Source organism: Mesobacillus jeotgali (genome assembly GCF_900166585.1).
Lineage (GTDB): Bacteria > Bacillota > Bacilli > Bacillales > Cytobacillaceae > Mesobacillus > Mesobacillus jeotgali_A.
In genome coordinates, this window is record NZ_FVZC01000007.1 from 99,782 (window position 1) to 122,872 (window position 23,091).

Annotated in this window: 17 protein-coding genes, 1 pseudogene and 1 riboswitch; of the genes and pseudogenes, 13 read left to right on the forward strand and 5 right to left on the reverse strand. The window is 43.5% G+C overall.

Translation table 11 applies throughout. The annotated features are described in order from the left end of the window. Positions 1 to 41: 41 nt before the first annotated feature. Positions 42 to 1,136 carry a glycosyltransferase gene (locus B5X77_RS01860; protein WP_079504540.1) on the reverse strand — a complete coding sequence of 365 codons (1,095 nt, stop codon included), beginning with the start codon at positions 1,134 to 1,136 and terminating at the stop codon, positions 42 to 44. 291 nt (positions 1,137 to 1,427) lie between these two features. Between B5X77_RS01860 and B5X77_RS01865 the strand changes: the two genes are divergently transcribed. From B5X77_RS01865 to B5X77_RS01890, 6 genes are all read left to right on the forward strand, one after another. Further along, positions 1,428 to 2,408: a tRNA dihydrouridine synthase gene (locus B5X77_RS01865; RefSeq protein WP_079504542.1), complete on the forward strand. Its 981-nt coding sequence runs from the start codon at positions 1,428 to 1,430 to the stop codon at positions 2,406 to 2,408. 353 nt (positions 2,409 to 2,761) lie between these two features. Then, positions 2,762 to 4,423: a M4 family metallopeptidase gene (locus B5X77_RS01870; protein ID WP_079504544.1), complete on the forward strand. Its 1,662-nt coding sequence runs from the start codon at positions 2,762 to 2,764 to the stop codon at positions 4,421 to 4,423. A gap of 497 nt (positions 4,424 to 4,920) precedes the next feature. Then, entirely contained in the window at positions 4,921 to 5,250 is a 330-nt protein-coding gene (locus B5X77_RS01875; protein ID WP_176167199.1) for a hypothetical protein, read from the forward strand. Positions 5,251 to 5,408: 158 nt separating this feature from the next. Beyond that, positions 5,409 to 7,628 carry a catalase/peroxidase HPI gene (gene katG / locus B5X77_RS01880; protein WP_079504546.1) on the forward strand — a complete coding sequence of 740 codons (2,220 nt, stop codon included), beginning with the start codon at positions 5,409 to 5,411 and terminating at the stop codon, positions 7,626 to 7,628. Positions 7,629 to 8,080: 452 nt separating this feature from the next. Continuing rightward, positions 8,081 to 9,319 carry a serine/threonine transporter SstT gene (gene sstT, locus B5X77_RS01885; protein WP_079504548.1) on the forward strand — a complete coding sequence of 413 codons (1,239 nt, stop codon included), beginning with the start codon at positions 8,081 to 8,083 and terminating at the stop codon, positions 9,317 to 9,319. 187 nt (positions 9,320 to 9,506) lie between these two features. Beyond that, positions 9,507 to 10,697 carry an ABC transporter substrate-binding protein gene (locus tag B5X77_RS01890; protein ID WP_079504550.1) on the forward strand — a complete coding sequence of 397 codons (1,191 nt, stop codon included), beginning with the start codon at positions 9,507 to 9,509 and terminating at the stop codon, positions 10,695 to 10,697. Positions 10,698 to 10,802: 105 nt separating this feature from the next. Here B5X77_RS01890 and B5X77_RS01895 read toward each other — a convergent pair whose 3' ends face one another. Together B5X77_RS01895 and B5X77_RS01900 are read right to left on the reverse strand one after the other, a co-directional pair. Next, positions 10,803 to 11,348, reverse strand: coding sequence for a DUF6143 family protein (locus tag B5X77_RS01895; protein WP_079504552.1), 546 nt, complete (start codon positions 11,346 to 11,348; stop codon positions 10,803 to 10,805). Positions 11,349 to 11,366: 18 nt separating this feature from the next. Beyond that, on the reverse strand, positions 11,367 to 11,921 hold the full coding sequence (locus B5X77_RS01900) for a DUF6143 family protein (protein ID WP_079504554.1): 555 nt from the start codon (positions 11,919 to 11,921) through the stop codon (positions 11,367 to 11,369). 216 nt (positions 11,922 to 12,137) lie between these two features. On the opposite strand from B5X77_RS01900, the gene B5X77_RS01905 reads away from it, so the two are divergent. The 4 genes from B5X77_RS01905 (at position 12,138) to B5X77_RS01920 (ending at position 16,773) form a co-directional block, all read left to right on the forward strand. Next, a complete protein-coding gene (locus B5X77_RS01905) occupies positions 12,138 to 13,382 on the forward strand; it encodes an SEC-C metal-binding domain-containing protein (protein WP_079504556.1) in 1,245 nt (414 codons plus the stop codon). A 71-nt stretch (positions 13,383 to 13,453) separates the two neighbouring features. Continuing rightward, positions 13,454 to 14,014: a sugar O-acetyltransferase gene (locus B5X77_RS01910; RefSeq protein ID WP_079504558.1), complete on the forward strand. Its 561-nt coding sequence runs from the start codon at positions 13,454 to 13,456 to the stop codon at positions 14,012 to 14,014. Between the two features lie 467 nt (positions 14,015 to 14,481). Continuing rightward, positions 14,482 to 15,594 (forward strand): flavin monoamine oxidase family protein, encoded by a 1,113-nt coding sequence (locus B5X77_RS01915; protein ID WP_079504560.1) that lies wholly within the window; start codon positions 14,482 to 14,484, stop codon positions 15,592 to 15,594. A 171-nt stretch (positions 15,595 to 15,765) separates the two neighbouring features. Continuing rightward, positions 15,766 to 16,773 carry an EAL domain-containing protein gene (locus B5X77_RS01920; protein ID WP_079504563.1) on the forward strand — a complete coding sequence of 336 codons (1,008 nt, stop codon included), beginning with the start codon at positions 15,766 to 15,768 and terminating at the stop codon, positions 16,771 to 16,773. Here the strand turns inward: B5X77_RS01920 and B5X77_RS01925 are convergent. Beyond that, positions 16,757 to 16,939: a hypothetical protein gene (locus B5X77_RS01925; RefSeq protein WP_079504565.1), complete on the reverse strand. Its 183-nt coding sequence runs from the start codon at positions 16,937 to 16,939 to the stop codon at positions 16,757 to 16,759. The genes B5X77_RS01920 and B5X77_RS01925 overlap by 17 nt on opposite strands. Positions 16,940 to 17,048: 109 nt before the next feature. Beyond that, positions 17,049 to 18,356 (reverse strand): NarK family nitrate/nitrite MFS transporter, encoded by a 1,308-nt coding sequence (locus B5X77_RS01930; RefSeq protein WP_079504567.1) that lies wholly within the window; start codon positions 18,354 to 18,356, stop codon positions 17,049 to 17,051. Between the two features lie 559 nt (positions 18,357 to 18,915). Then, positions 18,916 to 19,101, forward strand: a riboswitch (cobalamin riboswitch). 163 nt (positions 19,102 to 19,264) lie between these two features. Here B5X77_RS01930 and B5X77_RS01935 point away from each other — a divergent pair. The 3 genes and pseudogenes from B5X77_RS01935 to B5X77_RS01945 all read left to right on the forward strand — a co-directional run. Beyond that, positions 19,265 to 19,717 (forward strand): annotated as a pseudogene (locus B5X77_RS01935) (acyl-CoA thioesterase); the annotation flags it as partial. Between the two features lie 34 nt (positions 19,718 to 19,751). Further along, positions 19,752 to 21,974 (forward strand): ribonucleoside-diphosphate reductase subunit alpha, encoded by a 2,223-nt coding sequence (locus tag B5X77_RS01940; protein WP_079504571.1) that lies wholly within the window; start codon positions 19,752 to 19,754, stop codon positions 21,972 to 21,974. Between the two features lie 19 nt (positions 21,975 to 21,993). Next, positions 21,994 to 23,031 (forward strand): ribonucleotide-diphosphate reductase subunit beta, encoded by a 1,038-nt coding sequence (locus B5X77_RS01945; protein ID WP_079504573.1) that lies wholly within the window; start codon positions 21,994 to 21,996, stop codon positions 23,029 to 23,031. The last annotated feature ends 60 nt before the right edge of the window (positions 23,032 to 23,091 follow it).

A 23,091-nucleotide genomic window follows, 5' to 3' on the forward strand; every position in this document is an offset into this window, starting at 1 on the left:
ATAAATAGCAAGAGAAAAGAGGAAATCAGCAGGTTTTCCTCTTATTTCTTGCTCTTCTTTTTCATGAAATCATTAAAAAATCTCTCATTGAACAAAACCTGCAAGTCATCCGGCCGATATTTTTTAGCATTCTGATTGTGTTCAATCGATTTTTCTACATTGCCTAATTCCCAGTGGCACACGCATAGCTGAAGATTCGGATACCAGGTGGAATACGCCTGATTCTGGAAGCCGGCTGTGTCCTTATTCATCTGCATAGCGGTTGTATACCAAAAAATAGCTGTTTGATAATCCTTTTTAGCCTTGAAGATATCGCCGATCCGGCAGCTCGGTTCAGGGCGGGGTACGTCGAAAGAAAGTGACTTCAGTAAAGCATCCATTTCTTCGTCTTTTTCGCCTCTATGCACATGGCAATCCGCCAGATTCAAACATGCTCTTATGTTGTCCTCGACCCAGCCCTTTTTGCCTCCAAGAAACTCGTTATAATAAATGATCGCTTTTTCATATTGCTTATGATCACGCAGCTCATTGGCATAATAGTACAAATCCCTTGGGGAAAACTCCTCGCCTCTTTTTAGCCGCTTTTCATAGATTCTTAGATTCCTGTCAGAGGAGTGGCCGGTCGATTGTTTTTCATCCTTTTTATGCTCGACTGATATATCAGAGGATAAAATATTGCCGCTCACATCAAGATATTCATGTACAGGTCCGATCCATTTGAAGTTCTTGCTCCTCTTTACCAGGCGGTTCCTTCTGTAATGGAAAGTTGGATTCCCGAACTCATCCCTGAGGATGACATAGATCATCGAGACAGCATCAACATCCTTTTTCAGGGAGGTTTTCAGCTTTTTGAACTTTTGCTGGTCAGCCGGCAGCAGAATATCGTCGGCATCGAGCCAGAGGATATACTCCATCGTGGCGTTGCTGAAGGCAAAATTCCGGGCAGCAGAAAAGTCGTCAATCCACTCAAAATCCAGTACTTTATCCGTATACTGCCTGGCTATTTCCTTGGTCTTATCAGTCGAACCAGTATCGACGATGACGATTTCATCACAGATTTCCTGTACACTTTTGAGGCAGTTCTCCAATACTTCTTCTTCATTTTTAACAATCATGCAGAGACTGATGGTGGGCATGGTGATCCCTCCTGTAAAAGATTTTCTTCACATTTTATGTAAAGGGATAAAGATGTGAAACCTCTTCTAATCTGGATATGGAATACAAGCCTCCTGGCAATTATTTTTATTTTATCTAGCACTGTGGAATGATATAGGTTGTACAGAGTATTTGAAGTTAAAATTACCACCAGCGATCAGTTTGATAAAAAGTGCCGATACATGGTATAAGTGTAAAAGGAGCAGGAGAAATATGCTTTTAATTTTGGGATTTGGCAATCACAATCCCATAATGAGAGGAATTGAACGATTATGAAAGAAAATTTTTGGCGTGATTTACCACGGCCATTTTTTATATTGGCACCAATGGAAGAAGTGACAGATGTTGTTTTTCGCCATGTGGTGAGTGAGGCAGCGAGACCTGATGTTTTTTTTACTGAGTTTACGAACTCAGAGAGCTATTGTCACCCGGATGGGATCAAGAGTGTGCGCGGGCGTTTGACTTTTACAGAGGATGAACAGCCGATTGTAGCCCATATTTGGGGGGACAAGCCTGAAAACTTCCGGAAAATGAGCATTGGGATGGCGGAAATGGGCTTTAAGGGTCTGGATATCAATATGGGCTGTCCGGTACCCAATGTGGTGCAGAATGGGAAGGGAAGCGGCCTGATCCGCCGTCCGGATGTTGCAGGTGAGCTAATCCAGGCAGCAAAAGCAGGAGGATTGCCTGTAAGTGTAAAGACGCGGCTTGGTTTCACAGAAGTAGACGAATGGAAGAGCTGGCTGAAACACATTTTGGAACAAGATATTGTCAATCTCTCCATTCATCTGCGTACAAGGGATGAAATGAGCAAGGTGGATGCACATTGGGAGCTGATCCCGGAGATTAAGCAACTTCGTGATGAGGTGGCACCAGATACCCTTTTGACGATCAATGGGGATATTCCTGACCGTCAGACCGGCTTAGAACTGGCCCGTCAATATGGTGTTGACGGGGTCATGATTGGGCGTGGCATTTTCCATAATCCATTTGCCTTTGAAAAGGAACCGAAACAACATAGCAGTGACGAACTGCTTGATCTCTTAAGATTGCATATGGATCTCCATGATAAGTACTCGCATTTAGAGCTGCGGCCGTTTACGGCTCTTCATCGCTTTTTCAAGATCTATGTCAAAGGCTTCCACGGGGCGAGTGGATTAAGAAATGAATTAATGAACACAAAGTCAACAGCTGAAGTACGTGAATTGCTTGATCAATTTGCGGCAAAGAATATTGATGGAATAGAGGAATAGTAGAAGAGTCGTCCTAATTTAAAGTACAGAATCAGGACGTTAAACCCTACAATCGGTAATAATTGTACTAGCAGTTAATTGGCTGGGGTGTGGGCGGTTTTATAACTGACTCATTCCGGTCAATTTTTATATGTTTCTAAGCATTAGGCCTGTCAGTGGATGGGCTTATTTTAGTTATTTAGCATTTTGAATGAACACAATCGCTTACAATGGTATTTTTTACCCATCGTATCTCTTAAATGGGAAAAATTGTTCACCATTTAATATTATTCAAATAATTCTAATTATTCATGATATTATTTCGCCTCCCCCCTATAATTAGGGAGAATGGAAATTGATGGGAGGTAAAAATATTGAAGAAAAAATTTTTAGCACCTGTAATTCTATCATCAGCTATGTTAGTCGGTTCTATTCCTCTGAGCAGTGTCTTTGCAGAGCCTGTTAGCTCCGGGGCAGTGAGTAAGGAATGGAATGAGAGGGCTAGCGTCCCTGTTTTTGTGAAGGAACGTTATGCTGAAAGATTCTCTTCTAGTAATGTTTCTAATGCTTTAAGTTATTTACAGAAGCACGAGGGTAAAACGGGAATCAGCCATTTGGATAAAAACCTCAAAGTGAAAAACATCGAAACAGATGAATTGGGAATGACTCATGTCCGCTTCAATCAAGCTGTAAATGGGATCAATGTAGAAGGCTCGGAAATTATCGTCCATTTTAATAAGGATAATGAAGTAGTATCGGTGAATGGCCGAGTAAACCAAACCGTTACCGATGCTTCAGTGGATACCACTGCCTCTTTAAGCAGTGAAGCTGCGCTTAAAGTGGCCAAGTCCTCTGTGAATGCCCCTGAAGAGCTTACATACGAACCAACGTCTGAGCTGGTTGTCTATCCTTTTGAAGGGAAAAACCACACAGCATATAAAGTAAATATTAACTTTATGGGAGATGAGCCTGGAAACTGGTTTGTCTTTGTGGATGCAAAAACAGGTGAGGTTATTGATCAATATAATGGCCTGATGCATGCAGATGAAATGAAAACACAAAAAGGTGCCGGAAAAGGTGTACATGGTGAACACAGGGAACTGCACATTACCCCGGTGAAGGAAGAGAATACTGGCACTAAGTTTTCGTTAGCGGATTACTCTCATGCAAACTTAGGCGGAATCGTTACGTATGATGCCAAAAACGATAACACTTCCAGCAATGATACACTTTATGTTGGGAATTCAGCTGCGTTTATCAGTGACTATGATCGAGCGGCTGTCGATGCGCACTATAATTCTGAAAAGGTTTATGATTATTTCCTGAATGAACATGGCCGCAACTCCTTAGACGGGAAAGGAATGGCGATTATTTCTAAAGTTCACTATGGGAAAAATTACAATAATGCATCATGGAATGGACGCTGGATGACCTACGGTGATGGGGACGGCAAGTTCATGATCTCTCTATCAGCAGGCCTGGATGTTGCAGCCCATGAGATGACTCACGGTGTAATCACTCATTCAGCAAATCTGGTCTACCGTAATCAATCTGGGGCACTGAACGAATCATTTGCTGATGTCTTCGGTGCACTGGTTGATGATAGTGACTGGGAAATGGGCGAGGATATCATGGCTCCAGAAGCTAAAGCGAACGGTTCGACAGTACTGCGCAGCCTTAGCAATCCAAACGGTGTTATCGTGAGCAACGAACAAAGAAGAGCATACAGCACAAATGGCGGTGTCTACCCAGACCACATGGACGAGTTCTATCATATGCCTGTTACTGTTGATGGGGGCGGAGTCCATGTTAATTCATCCATCACAAACCATGCAGCGTACTTGATTGCTCAGGACCTCGGAAGAGAAAAATTAGGAAAAATTTATTATCGTGCTTTAACAGTTTATCTAACTCCTGATTCCAACTTCAGCGACGCACGCAAGGCGATTGTTCAGTCTGCTATCGATCTATATGGGGAAGGCAGCGAGGAAGAGGCGGCTGCAAAATCTGGATTTGATGCGGTAGGAATCTATTAATTGATTTAAATATATTCAGAAATCCCTCAGACTTTAGTTTGGGGGACTTTTTGCAAAAAATTTACGTAATTAATAGAAAGGTTTTATATCGTAACCTATCGGGTGTTACGGTTATATGAATCTGAAGGAAAGAGACAACCAATCTGGACTGCCTTCAGGCGCCTTTCCATGATTACAGAGGAAGGCGTTCACAAAAATGTTTTAATATGTTGAAAAAAAACCAATTGAATTAATACGTGATATGGTATTATTTTTGTGTAAGTATGCCTCAAAAAAATCACTTCTTTATCCTCCGACACTCAAACTCACATTCTCTTAATGATTTAAAAATCCTCAATATATTGTATGTTCCTTTTTATTTGTATCCATGGGATAATATCTCTCTTTATCTTTCATATTTATGTTTTCTCCTAATTGTACGCGAAAGGAGTGGTAGCCATGTAAACTGACCAACAGCATTTTCTATTACAAATTTATATTTGAAGGAGGAACATAAAATGGGTCATGATATATACGGTTTGAATAAAGCAAGGGAAGAAATTGCTTATGCGCGTTTTAGCATGGGAAATCATAATGCACTCCTGCTGTACAGGTTTCTGGATGCTTATCAGTTTTATGCCGGAGTCAGCGGGTCAGGAAAAAGTTCAATTTTCTCGGAGCAACAAGTTGAAAAGGCTATGGATGGCTATAAGAAATTTTTCAATACTGGTGATTCACCGTCGGAAAGTGATTGTACATCCTGGGATCAAAAACAGATTCTTACTTTTATCCAAAGCTGTTTGAAAACTGCACAAAAAGAAAAAAGTGTAGAAGTATATTTTGGCTAGCCTCTTACATTTAATCTCTCTCATCTACCCCCTAATTCCAACCTCAATCACTTCTCATCATAAAAGATTCCAATTATAGATACTAAATCCCTTGTCCCTGTCATATTTATTAATGTTGAAAGTTCAATCATTTTTATTTTAATGAAAGGGGAAAGAGAATGGACAAGGATACTGCTAAGGTTGGAAAATGCCCGGTGATGCACGGGGGTGCTGCCTCTCATAAAACTAGCGGGACGACAAACAGAGACTGGTGGCCAAACCAGCTGCAATTGAATATTCTCCATCAGCATGATCGAAAATCCAACCCTATGGGAGAAGATTTTAATTATAGCGAAGAATTCAAGAAGCTTGATTATGATGCTCTAAAACAGGACCTTACCGACCTTATGACAGACAGTCAGGACTGGTGGCCGGCTGACTATGGACATTATGGGCCATTGTTCATCCGTATGGCCTGGCATTCCGCGGGTACGTATCGTATTGGTGACGGACGCGGCGGAGGAGGAACTGGTTCACAGCGATTCGCACCGCTGAACAGCTGGCCTGACAATGGCAATCTTGATAAAGCCCGGCGGTTGTTATGGCCTATCAAGCAGAAGTATGGGAACAAGATTTCCTGGGCTGACTTGATTTTACTGGCAGGCAATGTGGCCATTGAGTCGATGGGCGGCAAGACAATAGGTTTTGGCGCAGGACGTCCGGATATTTGGCATCCAGAAGAAGACACTTATTGGGGTGTTGAATCAGAATGGCTGGGAGACAAACGTTACACAGGGGACCGTGAATTAGAAAATCCGCTTGCTGCCGTGCAAATGGGTCTTATTTATGTGAACCCGGAAGGCCCAAATGGTAAGCCGGATCCCATTGCAGCTGCCCGGGATATACGCGAAACCTTTGCGAGGATGGGCATGAACGATGAAGAAACGGTAGCATTAATCGCAGGCGGCCATACTTTTGGCAAAGCACATGGTGCAGGAGACGCAGCCAAAGTAGGTCCAGAACCAGAAGCGGCTTCTATTGAAGAGTTGGGCTTGGGCTGGAAGAATTCATACGGAAGCGGCAAAGGGCGTGACACCATTACCAGCGGTCTTGAAGGAGCCTGGACGGCAAATCCAACACAGTGGGATAATGGTTACTTTGATTTATTGTTCGGATATGATTGGTGGCTGACAAAGAGTCCGGCTGGTGCCTATCAGTGGCTGGCCGTGGATCCTGCAGAGAAGGATCTTGCTCCGGATGCAGAAGATCCTTCTGTAAAAGTTCCAACCATGATGCTGACTACCGATATTGCTCTACGCCACGATCCGGAGTATGAAAAAGTTGCCCGCCGATTCCATAAGAATCCAGAAGAATTTGCTGATGCATTTGCACGTGCCTGGTTCAAATTATTACACCGTGACATGGGCCCTAAAACAAGATATATAGGTCCGGAAGTTCCTAAAGAAGATTTCGTCTGGCAGGATCCCGTTCCAAAAGTCGATTATGAATTGACGAATGAGGAAGTAGAAAAAATAAAAGATCTGATTCTGGACTCTGGGCTTACTATCGGCGAGTTAGTTACGACTGCCTGGGCTTCGGCAAGTACCTTCCGTGGCTCGGACTTCCGAGGAGGAGCGAATGGGGCGCGCGTCCGTCTGGCTCCGCAAAAGGATTGGGAAGTAAATCAGCCAGAACAGCTTTCAAGGGTGCTGAATGTACTTGAGGACATTCAGAGTCATCTGGATAAGAACGTCAGTCTTGCCGACTTGATTGTATTAGGCGGGAGTGCCGCAATAGAGAAAGCCGGAAGAAATGCTGGGTTTGAGGTAAAAGTTCCATTTACTTCAGGGCGCGGGGATGCAACAGAAGAGCAGACCGATGCAGAAGGTTTTGCGGTGCTTGAGCCCTATGCAGACGGATTCCGCAACTATCAGAAAAAACAGTATGGTGTGAGTCCGGAAGAGCTCTTGCTGGACAAGGCGCAGCTGTTGAACCTTAGTGCACCTGAAATGACGGTCCTGATCGGCGGGATGCGTGTGCTCGGCACGAACCATGGCGGCACAAAACACGGCGTATTCACTGACCGTGTAGGCACACTCTCCAATGACTTCTTTGTGAATTTACTCGATATGGGAATACAATGGAAGCCTGCAGACGCAGGGGTTTATGAGGGACGTGATCGCAAGACAGGTGATGTTGTTCGTACAGCAACCAGAGTTGACCTCGTTTTCGGTTCGAACTCACAGCTGCGTGCGATTGCAGAAGTGTATGCTCAGGAGGATAACAAAGAGAAGTTCGTGCGTGATTTTATTTCTGCATGGGTAAAGGTCATGAACGCAGATCGGTTTGACCTTAATGCAAAGGCTCGTGAGACATCGGAACTGGCAATGCGTAATTAATCATTAGTTTGGCAGATAGCAGACCAATAAATTGGTCTGCTATTTTTATTGCCGGAGGTTGCAAATCAAGTGTATCTATAAATTGCTGGGGTTTAAAAATAGTTAAGTTGCTAGAATAAAAGCAGCCATTCATTCATCCCTCTTGCCGAATGAGAGTTGTTGAGTAGGCCTCTTTTTACGAATATAAATGGTATTTTTAATCAAGGCCCACTGTTGGGAACAATTATCTATTAACAGTTAGATTCAATTTGATGTATGATAGATTGAGTATTTAGAAAGTTAAAATATTATAGTGATGAAATCTTTGTATTGTAATATAATATTTTTGCCTCTATAATACTCAAAATAAGGACAAATGTATTTTCTAAGAGTACAATGACTGCAACTTGTCATAAGTGGTTGTTGGTCTCATGTTCAGAAAAGAAAAGAACTTACTAGTGGGGGAGATGACGATGAAAGATTTACTGAGGAAGTGGAATCAAGTAAGCCTGGTCAAACAGATCATTGCGGGTATGTTAATTGGTATTATCCTTGCTTTAATAATCCCGGAAGTGGCTAAGCCAGTTGCTATTTTTGGGTCTTTATTTGTAAGTGCCCTGAAGGCAGTTGCCCCTGTATTAGTTTTATTCCTGGTTATGTCGGCAATTGCCCAGCATAAACGCGGACAGAAAACAAACATGAAAACGATTATTTCTCTCTATCTTTTAGGAACTTTCGCAGCCGGACTGATTGCGGTTATTGCTAGTTTCATGTTCCCGGTAAGCTTAAAGCTTACAGCTGGCACCGAGGGCATGACGCCTCCTGGAAGTGTTGTAGAGGTTATTAAAACCTTATTGCTCAATATTGTTGATAACCCGGTTAACGCTCTTATGAATGCTAATTATATCGGTATTTTAGCCTGGGCAGTCCTGATTGGTCTTGCTCTGAAAAATGCGGCTGATTCAACTAAAACAGTGATTTGGAATTTTTCAGATGCCATGTCCAAAATCGTCACCTGGGTGATAAAGTTTGCCCCACTTGGCATCATGGGCCTGGTGTTTGAATCCATCACGGCAAATGGACTTAGTTCTTTGCTCGGCTATGGCAAATTGCTTGCGGTTCTGATTGGCTGTATGCTTGTTGTGGCCCTCGTGGTCAATCCAATCATTGTATTCGCCTTGATGAGGCAAAATCCATATCCGCTTGTCTTTAAATGCTTGAAAGAAAGTGGTATTACTGCATTCTTTACTCGCAGTTCGGCTTCGAATATCCCTGTTAATATTAAAATTTGTGAAGAGTTAGGTCTGGATCGTGATGCATATTCCGTTTCCATTCCATTAGGCGCTACCATCAACATGGCTGGAGCAGCAGTCACAATCTCTGTTATGACACTGGCTGCAGTTCATACACTTGGCATTCAAGTGGATATTCCAACTGCCATCATTCTGAGTGTTGTAGCTGCAATCAGTGCTGCCGGCGCTTCAGGAGTGGCTGGCGGTTCGCTTCTGCTGATCCCCCTTGCAGCCAGCTTGTTCGGCATCCCGAATGATGTTGCGATGCAGGTAGTTGCAGTAGGATTTATCATCGGTGTTTTACAGGATTCTTTTGAGACAGCCCTTAACTCATCTACGGACGTTTTATTCACGGCTGCAGTAGAATTTAAGAAATGGCGCGAAGAAGGAAAAGTGATTGAAATTAAAAAAGCATCATAAGGTGAGGCGAAGCAGGAATCTAACAGGTTCCTGCTTTTTTTGTGTTCTCTCATTCCAATCTTTTTACCGGGTTTCCAACGGAGCAAGTCCTTTTTTGCTCCTGATTTTTGTAAACCATCCTTTATTGGATGAATATAAAGTAAATAGCAGACGTTTCTTAAGGTGAAAGCAGGAGAGGGAGAATGATATGAGAGAAGAAAAAGTGATCAAAATTGGAGCTGTTTATCCTTTTACAGGTTCCCTGGCTACAGTTGGAGAGGATATTCGCAAGGCCATAGATCTGGCTGTTAGTATTATTAATAACTCATATGACTTGCCTTTGCCTTTAGCTCGTACTATAGGTCTTCCCTTATTGGATAACCGTAAAATTAAAGTGATTTATGGAGATTCCCAGGGGTCATCGGCAATTGGCCGGGAAGTGGCAGAACGGTTAATTGTAAAAGAAAAGGTTGCAGTGTTAATTGGCTGTTATCAAAGCAGTGTTACACTACAAGCTTCCACTATAGCTGAAGAGAAAAAGGTGCCTTTCTTAACCCCGGAAGCTTCTGCACCGTCGCTTACAGAGAGGAACTACCAATTCTTTTTTAGAACAGCACCCAATGATCATTTATATACCGAACTTTTCTTCGAACTATTTCATTATCTGAAAAATAGAGGCAGAGAGATTAAAAAGTTCGCGATTTTGACGGAGGATTCTATTTTTGGATTAGAAGCAGCTGTGATTGAACAAAATCTTATCCGAAAATTCCCCGGGGAACTTGTAGAACTTGAAATGTACAGCCCTCCCGCTGCATCGCTATTGGGTGAACTCATTAAGATTCGAAAAAGTAAGGCACAAGCTGTTTTTGGGCACCAATTCCTTTCCGATGCTATTCAAGTGGTTCAAAGTCTTAAAAGGCTGAACTGGTTTCCGGACGGGCTGGTTGTCCAAAATGCCGGCTATACCATACCAGAGTTTTTAGAAGCGGTAGGGGAAGATGGCAATTACATTATTAGTCGTGTTGCCTGGGCACTGGGATTGGGGAAAGTCAAACCTGTTGTAACAGAAGTCAATGAACTTTACCGCTTAAAATATCATGAAGATTTGAACGAAACCAGCGCAAGAAGCTTTACAGGGCTTCTCGTCCTGGCTGATGCAATAAATCGGGCTGGAAGTACAAATAGAGATGAAATAACAAGAGCTCTTCGCCAAACAAACCTTCCGGGTAAAAATTTGATCATGCCGTGGCGGGGCGTCCGCTTTGATTCAAACGGGCAAAACGTTCTGGCAGACGCTTTACTGGCTCAAATTATCAATAAAGAGTATAAAATAATATGGCCATTATCAGTGGCAGAATCACCCGTTGTATGGCCGGCACCAAAAAGGGATGGGAAATAGCAAATAAAAAAGGCGGTTTTTTCAAAAAAACCGCTTTGTTATTTGCACAAACATCCCATTTAAATAGTTCAAGGACCTAAATGAAACTCGCTTTTTAAATGATGATTATATCTTTTCTTCCCACCAGCCAAAGGCGACTCTTGCATAGCCCTGACTTTTACCGGGAGACAAAAAGAATAAGGAAAAGGAACTCCCTGGAGGTATGATAAACATCCCCTGGAAATCATGCTTTGTCAGGGTTGCCAGGGGTTCCACTCTTCTTACAAAGGCATGGGTACCTTCTGTGGGCCTTACCGGCACCATACTGGAACTTTCAATATTTACCCTGGGCATGGGCGGCGGAATAATGGCCTGGTTCCCGGCCGCAAAATTTTGTGAGATGATTCCTCTCCCGGGGAGTCTGCCGCTTAGCCAGGCTTCCGCTGTTAAGGCCTCACCCGAATAGTTGGAAATGGTATAAGCGTTCAAAAACATATTCACATTGGAGTCCGCAGGGTTGACTAATCTCCCCCAGCCATTGTATCCTCCTCCAAAGGTTATAAGTTCCGTTTGTCCCAAAAAATACTCGCCTTGATAAGAGTGAAATACATTTTCGGGCAGTATGGTGGCTTCACGGACTTTTTTCTCATTCATTATTGAATCAAAGCTCATAATCCTGCCTCCTCATCCTTAAACATTGACCGGTGATTCACTTTTTTCCTCCCACCAGGTCAAAACAATGGTCCCTGTGAAGTATTGATATCCGTGCGGTCTCAGCAGTATGGAGAAGGAACCTCCAGGACCAATAATGATCGATCCATTATGCGAATCGCTTACAAGAGTGGAATTTTGAGGAACAATTCGATCAAAAATATTCACACCTCTAGTCATGCGTTCAGAGGAAGAACCAGCATATTTCATGACCGCCTTTGGTTTTGGAGATGGGGAAGCTGCCTGGTTTGTTGGAGTTACATCGAAAGAGGTTGCTGCATTTTTTGGCGGAAGTGCATTTAACCAAATCTCACCGATGAAGTTTTGATTCGTATAATTTGTAATGGTAAAAAGATCGATATATAGATTGATTCCAGAATCAATGGGATTCACGATTCCACCCCAGGCATAATATCCGCCACCAAAGTTCAGCAGTCCAGTTTTGCCTATAAAATATCTCCCAAGCCTTGAATTCAACGCAGGACTCGTTACATTGACCAATTCAACTGGTAGGTTATTCGTTTCTTCTGGCATGCGATTACTCCTATCTGTTCATAATCATGACTACATAATATGAAGCGTTATAGGCGGATGTTCGAATCAATTGGGTTCATCTTTAGAAAAAGCGCACTCCATTATAGGTCCGCTTTTTGAGCTCCTGCCTTTAAAACGGAGGCTGGGATAGGTATAGTATGTATAATAAAGCTGGAAACCGTGAAGGGTTACGAATGGATTAATAAGGAGTTCAAAATGGATAAAATGGATAAAAAAATGCAAAACCAACTTTTAAACGCACTTGAAAATACAATGGGTCATCACCATCAATTGCAGAGAAAAAGGTACGAAAAGCTTTGGAAGGATATGGAGAAACCATTCAAGCTGAATGATGCTTTAATCTTGCTGACAAAGGATGAGTTGGATTCCATTCGCAAGAAGCTTAACCTTACAGGAATGAGCTCGTTAAAAAAGGCTGAAATGGCAAGTGAATTGGCCAGGTTAGTTCCAATCGAATTTGAAAAAATATTAAAAACCTTTGACCAGGAAAGGTACGATTTAATTAGAAATATCATTAAAAATTCCGGTGAATTGCGAATTACAAATGAGTTTCCTATTTACAGTGTGGAATCGCTTAGAAACCTCGGAATTGTTTTTCCGGTCATGAAGGACGGGGTAAAGCAATTAGCCATTCCGGTTGAACTTATCAACCAATTTGCAGAAGTAGACCAGATTGAATTGAAAGAGACAATCCGCCAAAATACAGAGTGGATACGTCTTGTTCATGGAATGATTCATTATTATGGAGTGATGAAGGACTCCAAATTGCTTGAGAAGATTGAAGCTTTCTCTGAAGATGACGTCGACATACTAAGATATAGGAGTGTACTGACTAGCGCAATTGACTATTATCAGGAAATAAGGTTTTACCGAGGCACCAATGGCATGTATATAGCGGATGAAAGCATTGCAGATGTAGAAGAGATTATTGAGGGACACAAAACTAGCCCTCGTGTAGATTACTATCCATTTACAAAGAAACAGCTTTTAAAAGCAGGAGAACCTGGTTTTGTTGATAAATCTCCTGAAATGATAAAGTTTCTTCGGTTTATATCAGAATCATATGACCTAACAGTAGAGGATATGGACGAAATCGCTGATGAACTTGTGTATATGATCAATTCGGATGACCACCCGACAATGATCATTGAGTATTTGAAGAGTATATTTGAGATTCCTTCCTTCGAATTTTTGAAGCAATTAACTGCACATGTTATGGATCTTTACAACAATACACGCCAGTGGATCTTGAAAGGTTATTCACCTGCGGAATTGCGTAAAAAAGAGGAAAAACATTTAAAACCAATGCCGAGTTTCCCTTTGAATCAGCCAAATGATTCTTCAAATATAATTGATCTGAATGCTAGGAGCAAGGTTGGACGGAATGACCCTTGCACTTGCGGAAGCGGGAAAAAATATAAGAAATGTTGTGGGAAATAGCCATCATCTTTAACTTTTAATTGGAAGAAACAATGAACACGTGTGCAATATTTGAAAGAAGGTCTTGAGGAATGAAGACGGAAAAAGAGAAGATGCTGGCCGGGGAAATGTACAACCCTGCAGACCCGGTCTTAGTAAAAGAGCGTGAGGAAGCCCGACGTAAAGTTAGAATATATAACCAAACTTCAGAAACGGAAGGTGAAATAAGGACAAAGTTATTAAAAGATTTGCTCGGTTCAACAGGGGAAACCGTGGTAATGGAGCCCAATATCCGTTTTGATTATGGATATAACACACATGTAGGGGAAAACTTTTTTGCGAATTTCGACTGCACGATCCTGGATGTTTGCGAAGTCCGATTTGGTGACAATTGTATGCTCGCACCTGGTGTGCAAATCTATACCGCAACACATCCCCTGCATCCTGTTGAACGGAATTCCGGCCGGGAATATGCAAAGCCGATTACGATTGGAAACAATGTATGGATTGGCGGTAGTGCCATCATAAACCCGGGAGTAACGGTAGGCGATAATGTCGTCATCGCATCAGGGGCAGTTGTTACGAAAGACGTCCCAGATAACGTTGTAGTTGGCGGAAATCCAGCCAGAGTGATAAAACAGATTCAATTATGAGACTCCGGGCTGGGAGTTGCGTTATATATGGCTAAACTTTCAAACAAAATTATCTAGAAGTGGTTTGGGACATGATACAGACCTTGGATGACACCACCGGGAAGAGTTGGAGAAAAGTCTGAACCTGGGTTGACTTCGGACAAAACTAGCTGGGTAGACTGCCGGAATGTCCGAACATAGGCTGACTTAGGACAAAACTAGCGGGAAGAGCAGGTGGAATGTCTGAACTAGGGGTGACTTCGGACGAGAATAGCTGGATAGACTGTCGGAGTGTCCGAACATAGGCAGACTTCAGACAAAACTAGCGGGAAGAGCAGGTGGAATGTCCGAACCTGGACTGACTTCGGACAAAACACGCTGGATAGACTGTCGGAGTGTCCGAACCAAGGCAGAATTCGGACAAAGTTGGGAAATGTCCGAACCTGCTCCCCACTTCGGAAAGGTCTACGTCACTGGAGGATTCAATTATGAAAGAACCTGTTGTTATTGTCGGGGCTGGCTTATCTGGGCTTTATGCAGCCGCTCAGCTTCAATTAAAGGGAATTAGCTGCAAGGTTTTCGAGGCGCGGGACCGGATTGGAGGCAGGGTTTTGAGCATGGCACCCAAGGACAGGCCCGAGCTCGGCAGATTTGATTTGGGGCCGACCTGGTTCTGGCCAAATCATGAACCTGTTATTGCTAAAATGGTGAAAGATTATGGATTACGCACAATCGAGCAGTATACCGCAGGAGCTTTGCTTTATGAGCAATCGCAAACTGGGCAGGTACAGCGGCATGTTCTGCCAGAAGGCTCTGTAGAAAGATCGGTACGTCTGGCAGGCGGAATTCAATCCCTCATTGACGCCATTACAACGAGACTTTTGCCGGGAACGGTTGAACTAAATACTAGGGTAACAGCAATGCAATGTGATGAATCTGATGAGGTCACGATTGAAGCAGAGCTGCCTGATGGAAAAAAGAAAAGCATCCAGGCATCAGCTGTAATCCTTGCATTGCCGCCCAGGATCGTTGCCGGAAGGATTGCTTTTTCACCACCTATGCCAGAGGAACTTATTGCCGGCCTGGAAAACAAGCCGACTTGGATGGCGGGACAGGCAAAAGCGATTGCGATTTATGATCATCCATTCTGGAGAGAACAGGGTCTCTCTGGCCAGGTTACCAGCTGGGCGGGCCCCTTGCAGGAAATACACGATGCATCGCCTGAAACGGGACAAGGCGCCCTTTTTGGCTTTTTCGGACTTCCTGCAAATGAACGTCAAGAGCTCGGTGAGGAAAATACACTTAAACTTGTCATCGATCAATTGACACGACTCTTTGGCCCTGCGGCACAAAAACCCATTGCTCTTCTTTATAAAGATTGGGCAAGCGATTCAGACACAACCATGGAGGAGGGCACCAGGCCATTGACCAGTTTTCCTGACTACGGACTGCCGGCAGGTAAAAATTCGTGGGAGAAAAGGGTTATTTTTGCAGGTACCGAAACTACATCAGGCCATGGAGGTCATCTTGAAGGAGCGCTTCTGTCAGCTGAACGTGCGGCTTCTGTCGTGATGGAGTTGTATAGTGAAGATTTGGAATAGAGAGGATTAGGTAAAACGAAAGCGTATGTTTTCCGATAAAACGGAAGAAGCGCTTTTTTTGGTTGGGGAACATTCAAAACATGGGTAGAACCAGCCATACAAAAAGTTTATCCCCCTTTATTTACATGGCCTCGATGGGGGAAAAACGAACCTGAGAGGAAGCTGGATGCTATGAGTTGCAATGCGTGTGTGGTGGGAAAATTACAGTTTGAGATAAAGATAGAAGGGGAGCGGAATTTATCCATCCATCCTGAAGTGGTTCGTCACATGGAGCGTAATGGTGAATTGGTTCAGGCCACTGATGATTCACTGGTTGTAAAAGAAGCTGGAATGAGGGACTTTCTAGATTTTTGCCATGATCACATGGATTCAAATGAGGTCTTATTTCGACTGGATGGAGGGAGTTGGCGGGGGCTTTCGGAAGCGGAGGAAATTCTGGAGAGCCAGTGGATTGATGAAGTCATCCGTAAAGAACTGGTTACTTGCCATGCGCAGCAGATTGTTGATGCTAGGGGTGAAGTTTATGCCCATGAGATGCTGGCGAGATTTTACCGGGAAGATGGTTCAATCATTTATCCTGGCGAAATTTTCGGCGCTGCCAAAAAGCGTGACCGATTATATGCTCTGGATCGAATATGCAGGATGGCCGCAGTAAGGGCAGCTTCTTTTACTGACAAAAAGGCGTTCATCAATTTTATTCCGACGTCGATCTATTCGCCCGAATTTTGTTTAAAGTCGACTACAATGCTGGCTGACCGACTGGGGGTTGACCCAGATCGGCTTGTGTTTGAGGTGGTAGAGACTGAAAATGTGGAGGATACAGACCACTTAAAAAGAATCCTTACTTTTTACAAAGAAAAGGGTTTCCGGTATGCGCTCGATGATGTTGGAGAAGGATATAGCACATTGGAGCTGCTTGCCGATCTGCAGCCCCATTACATGAAATTGGATATGAAATATGTTCAGGGTGTTGCGCAAGATTCTAAAAAGCAGATTACGGCTTCCGTTTTTTTAGCCGAAGCGAAACGGCTAGGTTCTGTACCGCTGGCTGAGGGGATTGAAACAGAGGAAGACTTTGAGTGGCTTAAGCAAAAGGGATATCAGCTATTCCAGGGCTACTTCTTTGGAAAGCCTGCTCCAATCGGCAGTACGGCAAGGAAAACTACTCTCGCCATGTAGAGGGCATGGAGCCGTTTGTATCACGGCTCTCTTTTAATTCTTTTATAGCTGCTGTAAGAAGGGCAATATCATTGAGGATTTGAGATTTGATGATTTTGTTAGCACTTGACTGATATTCATCTTTAAGTTGACGGAGTTCTCTTTCGAATAGAAAAAGTGTCACCATCTTGATCTCCCCTTTTAAAAAGAGTATATCTCTCTATGTAGTTCTAATTACCCAATAAATTTAAGCTTAAAACGTAAAAAGCCCTGCCAAAATGGCAGGGCTTTGGAAATTATGCTGTTGTCTTTTTTGCTTCAAATACTGCCACGGACTCTTTCCTCTGGTAGTAATACCAGTTCAGGACTATGGAAAGCACATAGAAGCCGATAAAGATGAAGAATGCAGGAGCATAGCCTCCGGAAATATTGACTGACCAGCCAAACAGCTTCGGAATCAGGAATGAGCCATATGCTGCGAAGGCTGCTGTGAAACCAAGTACTGGAGCTGCCTCTTTCGGAACGAAAATCCCAGGAATCATTTGGAACGTTGATCCAGAACCGATACCTGCTGCAATGAACAGGATCAGGAATGAAACCAGGAAGCCGCTGAACTGCTTATTGCCAAGGAAGAAAATAACGCTTCCTGCTCCAGCCATCATCACAACCAGGACGATGGATGTCAGCTTGGCTCCCCCCATCTTATCAGCAAGCCATCCGCCTACAGGGCGTGATGCTGCAGCAAGGAATGCGCCAAGGAATGCAAGTGAGATACGCTCAGGGAATTGTGTTTTCAACAATAGCGGGAAAGCCGCTGAGTACCCAATGAAAGAGCCGAATGTTGCCACGTAAAGCCATGTCATGATCCAAGTATGCTTGCGTTTCACGATAACGAACTGATCTGAGAAGGATTGCTTTGTACCAGGCAGGTTATCCATGCCAAACCATGCCGCAATTGTTACGATGGCGATTGGAATCAGCCAGATGAATGCCGCGTTTTGAAGCCATACTTCCTGTCCGTTTGATAATTTCTGTCCGTCGCCGGAAATAAAAGCGAATGTTCCAGTTGTAATGATCAGTGGTGTTACGAATTGAACGACTGATACACCCATATTACCTAAACCGCCATTAATACCAAGCGCTGTTCCACGAGCTTTTTTCGGGAAAAAGAAGCTGATGTTGGATGAAGAACTTGAAAAGTTTCCGCCACCCAGGCCGCAAAGTGCAGCAAGCAAAAGCATTACTGAAAAAGGTGTATCGGGATTCTGAACGGCAAAGCCAATTCCGACAGCCGGAATCGCGAGCACTGCAGTTGTCAGCACTGTCCAGTTACGTCCCCCCATCATTCCTACTCCAAAAGTGTACACAAATCGCAAAGTAGCACCAACAAGACCAGGCATAGCTGCCAGTGTGAAAAGCTGTTGATCAGTAAAATTAAAACCAATATCATTAAGTCGAATTGCAACCACAGACCAAATCTGCCAGACAATGAAAGCGAGCATCAAGGAAGGTACCGAAATCCACAAGTTACGTTGAGCATGCTTTTTTCCTTCAGATTGCCAAAAACGATCATCTTCAGGATTCCAAGTATTTATGCGTGCCATTTTAATTCCTCCATATGTGATATGAGTGTTTACAAGATTAATAAACCATTTATATCACAGCCGAGGTGTGACGAACCTCACATTTCTGTTAGTGCACACAATTCTGTCAAAAAGTCTTGAACAATTTTTGACAGAGAGTATAGATAAGTAAGGGAAAACACCTATTGGGGTGTTTTCGGATGCGCTGGGTGGTATTTAATTAAATATTTTAAATAGGAATACTTTCAATTAATGAGGGAATCCGAAAAAGTTCCTCAAAAGGTCCAGATTGCAAAGAAAAAGAAGCAAAAGACGCTTCACTAATTCATGTTATTAGCGAAAATTTAAATATATCGAGCACATTTTGAAATATATCAGTGGATTTTTGATTTTATCGACCACATTTAAAGATATATCAACCACATTTCGAAATATATCGACCACATTCAATCTGGCTGCGTTGGCAGCATCGAAACTTCATGATAAAAATGTTAATAGTTGAAAAACCCGCGAATATGATTTACTATCAATTCATAACACGATATATTGTGTTGGTAAGTGATTTATATAACTAAATATTGAATTTACCGGTAAGTATGGTGTCTGAAATTAGACTTAATAGGGAATCTGGTGAGAGTCCAGAACTGTTCCCGCAACTGTAAGTGCTGACGAAATAAGGAAGAACCACTGTCTAAAAAATAGATGGGAAGGCCTTAAAGTAGGGTGAAGCACAAGTCAGGAGACCTGCCATATTTATTCGTGTTATCTTCTTCGGGAATTGGGAAGGTATTACGGGGATCATTGATAGACTCATGTGCTTTTTTGCAGGTCCATATGAGCTGTTCATACATCAACGTTACTTAAACCCATCTTTCGAGATGGGTTTTTCTCATTTTCAGGGAGCATTTTTGACACACAGGAGGTCAGGTATGGAAGGATTATCAACAAATGTGTCCAGGACTTTTCAGAACCGGCTGGTTTTGCCTCCGGACACAAACCATCTTGGAACAATTTTTGGCGGGACCGTGCTGTCCTATATTGATGAAATTGCTGCAATTGCGGCAATGAAGCACAGCAGACGGGCGGTTGTCACTGCATCGATCGACTCGGTCAATTTTCTGTCATCCGCGGTAGTTGGCGATATTTTGACTCTTGAAGCGGTGGTGATTTCTACCGGGAGAACGTCAATGGAAGTATTCGTGAAAGTGGAAAGTGAAAACTTTAAGACTGGCAAAAAAACGTTGACCACCACCTCGATTTTAACCATGGTGGCAAAGGATGAAAATGGTGTCCCTGTGCAGGTCGCAAGCGTCATTCCGGAGAGTGCCGAGGAGTGGGAGTTGTTCAACACTGCTGGGATCAGAAGGCAGCACAGGCTTGAAAAGAGAAAAAATAATCCAGCTGGAGGGATAAGCGATGAGTATACAAGTAAAGGAAGAGAAAACAGCGAATCTGGTCACGGAAATGGAGCAGGCATTTCCTCAACTAGATTTCCAATCATTTAAAGAAAGGGTTTATCAGGCCCTGGAAGCGAAGAAAATGTCAGATGACCAGATTCACAACATGCTGATTTTGACTGCAGTTGAACGAATCGAGCGTAATGAACCGGACTGGACCTATGTGGCAGCAAGGTTTTACATGAGGAAATTGTACAAGCTGAGTGCTGGCTTCAGAGGAAAAGCTGGATACGGTTCTTTCTATGAAGTAATCAATAAGCTAATAGAAATCGGGATTTATGACAAAAAGCTGTTATCCTCTTACTCCCGGGAAGAAATCGAATATCTTGAAAATGTGATAGATCCCGCGAAAGACAAGCTGTTTACATATATAGGTCTCTTAACAATGGCGGAAAGGTACCTTGCCCGCACGCAAAATGGCGATTTTGCCGAGCTGCCGCAGGAGAGGTTCATGATTATCGCCATGACTTTGCTTGCTGAAGAGCCAAAGGATAAGCGGCTCGGATTGGTAGAGGAGGCTTACTGGGCGCTTTCCAACCTCTATATGACTGTAGCAACTCCAACGCTTGCGAATGCCGGGAAAAGCTATGGCCAGTTATCGAGCTGCTTTATTGATACGGTAGCAGACGATTTAAGAAGCATCTATGATTCAAACACGGATATATCCACCTTAAGCAAGAATGGCGGCGGCATTGGCGTGTACCTCGGCAAAATCAGAAGCCGCGGCAGCGATATTAAAGGCTTTAAAGGGGTCAGTTCCGGAGTAATCCCCTGGATGAAACAGCTGAACAACACAGCGGTTTCTGTCGATCAGTTAGGCCAGCGCCAGGGCGCAATCGCCGTTTACCTTGATGTCTGGCATAAGGATATATTTTCGTTCCTTGATGCCAAGCTGAACAATGGGGACGAGCGCCAGAGGACACATGACTTATTCACGGGCATCTGCATCCCGGATTTATTTATGGAACAAGTAGAAAAACGGGGCGACTGGTATCTGTTTGATCCACATGAGGTTAGAAGTGTCATGGGGTTTTCGCTTGAGGATTACTTCGATGAGGAAAAGGGAGCGGGATCGTTCAGGGAAAAATATTGGGCTTGTGTACACCATCCTGGGCTGTCCCGTGAAGTCGTGCCTGCGATTGAAATCTTTAAATCTATCATGATTTCACAGCTTGAAACCGGCACCCCTTATATGTTTTACAGGGATCAAGTGAACAGGCTGAATGCCAATCATCATAAAGGAATGGTTTACTGCAGCAACCTATGCACGGAAATCACCCAGAACATGAGCCCGACTCTCCTAGAAGAGGAAACAGTCGAGGACGGGAAGATTCTGATATATAAAAAGCCGGGTGACTTTGTCGTCTGCAACTTGTCCTCGATTTCCCTGGCGAAAAGTGTGATGGATGATGTCCTGGAAAGAGTGATCAATATCCAGGTCAGGATGCTGGATAATGTCATTGATATCAATGACATTCCGGTTCTGCAGGCACAAATGACAAACAAAAATTACCGGGGAATCGGGCTGGGAACATTCGGCTGGCATCATCTTCTCGCCCTTAAAGGAATCAAGTGGGAGAGTGAAGAAGCGGTCGATTACTGTGATACTCTTTATGAAAAAATCGCTTATTTAACGATCACGGCAAGTCTTGAGCTGGCAAAAGAAAAAGGGGCATATCCTTATTTCGAAGGTTCGGATTGGTCGACGGGACGGTTTTTTGAGAAAAGACAATACACTGGTGGCAGATGGGAGATTCTTGCAGAGGAAGTAAGTCAGCACGGTATCAGGAACGGCTACCTGATGGCCGTCGCGCCTAACTCTTCGACTTCTATCATTGCGGGATCGACAGCAAGCATTGATCCGATTTTCAGGCTGGAGTATTCTGAGGAAAAGAAAGATTATAAGATTCCAGTGACGGCACCGGATCTATCAGCCGAAACTATGTGGTATTACAAGACGGCCTACAATGTAGACCAGCACTGGAGCATCAGGCAGAATGCGCGAAGACAGCGCCATATCGACCAAGCCATCTCGTTTAACTTTTATGTGAAAAATACAATCAAGGCAAAAGCCCTGCTGGAACTGCATATGGATGCCTGGAAATCAGGACTAAAAACAACCTATTATGTCCGCTCCACATCGAGCAGCGATTTTGACGAATGCGAAAGCTGCCATAGTTAAGAGGAAGGGACGGGAAACTATGAATTTATTGAAAAAAAGATCACTTATCGACATCGATGCGCCCAATGCTTCGACCGGGATTATAAACGGCCAGAGTTCTAATATCCTGAATTGGGATGATGTCCGCTTCCCATGGGCATATCCAAAATACAAGCGGATGCTCGCTAATTTCTGGACGCCTTTTGAAATCAATATGTCAAAGGATATCAAGCAATTTTCCATGCTTTCCGAAAAAGAAAAGGATGCCTTTTTAAAAATCATCGGGCTCCTGGCACTGCTCGACAGCATTCAAACAGACTATGCCGGCAAGGTGGCTGACTATCTAACCGATTCCAGTTTAAATGCCCTGATGATTATTCTGGCACAGCAGGAAGTGATCCATAATCACTCCTACAGCTATGTGCTGTCAAGCATTGTACCCAAATCAAAGCAGGAGGAAGTGTTCGATTATTGGAGGACAGAACCCATCCTGCGCAAGCGGAATGAGTTTATCACCGATGGATACAAAGGCTTTGCTGAAAACCCGAGCATCGAAAATTTATTGCAATCTATTATCTATGATGTCATTCTTGAGGGCCTATTTTTCTACTCGGGCTTTGCGTTCTTCTATAATCTTGCGCGGAATCAGAAAATGGTCGCCACCAGCACGATGATTAACTACATCAACCGTGACGAACAGCTGCATGTGGGCTTATTTGAAAAAATTTTCAAGGAGGTTCTCCGTGAAAATCCGGAGTATGACACAGATACATTGAGGGAATTTGGGACCACAGCCTTCCGGGAAGCAGCAAGGCTGGAGATTGAGTGGGCAGGCTATATTCTTGGCAATCAAATCGATGGACTGCTCATGTCTGATCTCGAAGCCTATATCAAGTTCATGGCAAACAAACGCGCAGAACAACTCAGCTTTGATGCTCCCTTCGACGGATACCGTGCCAATCCGTTGCGATGGATCATCGCCTATCAGGAAGTGGACCTTGGCAAGACCGATTTCTTTGAGCAAAAATCAAGACAATACACCAAAGCATCGGATGAGAATGGGTTTGATGAACTGTAAATGTTAATGTGCATGATATCGCTAGGCATACACTCTGTCTAGTGAAGTAGACTCATTCTG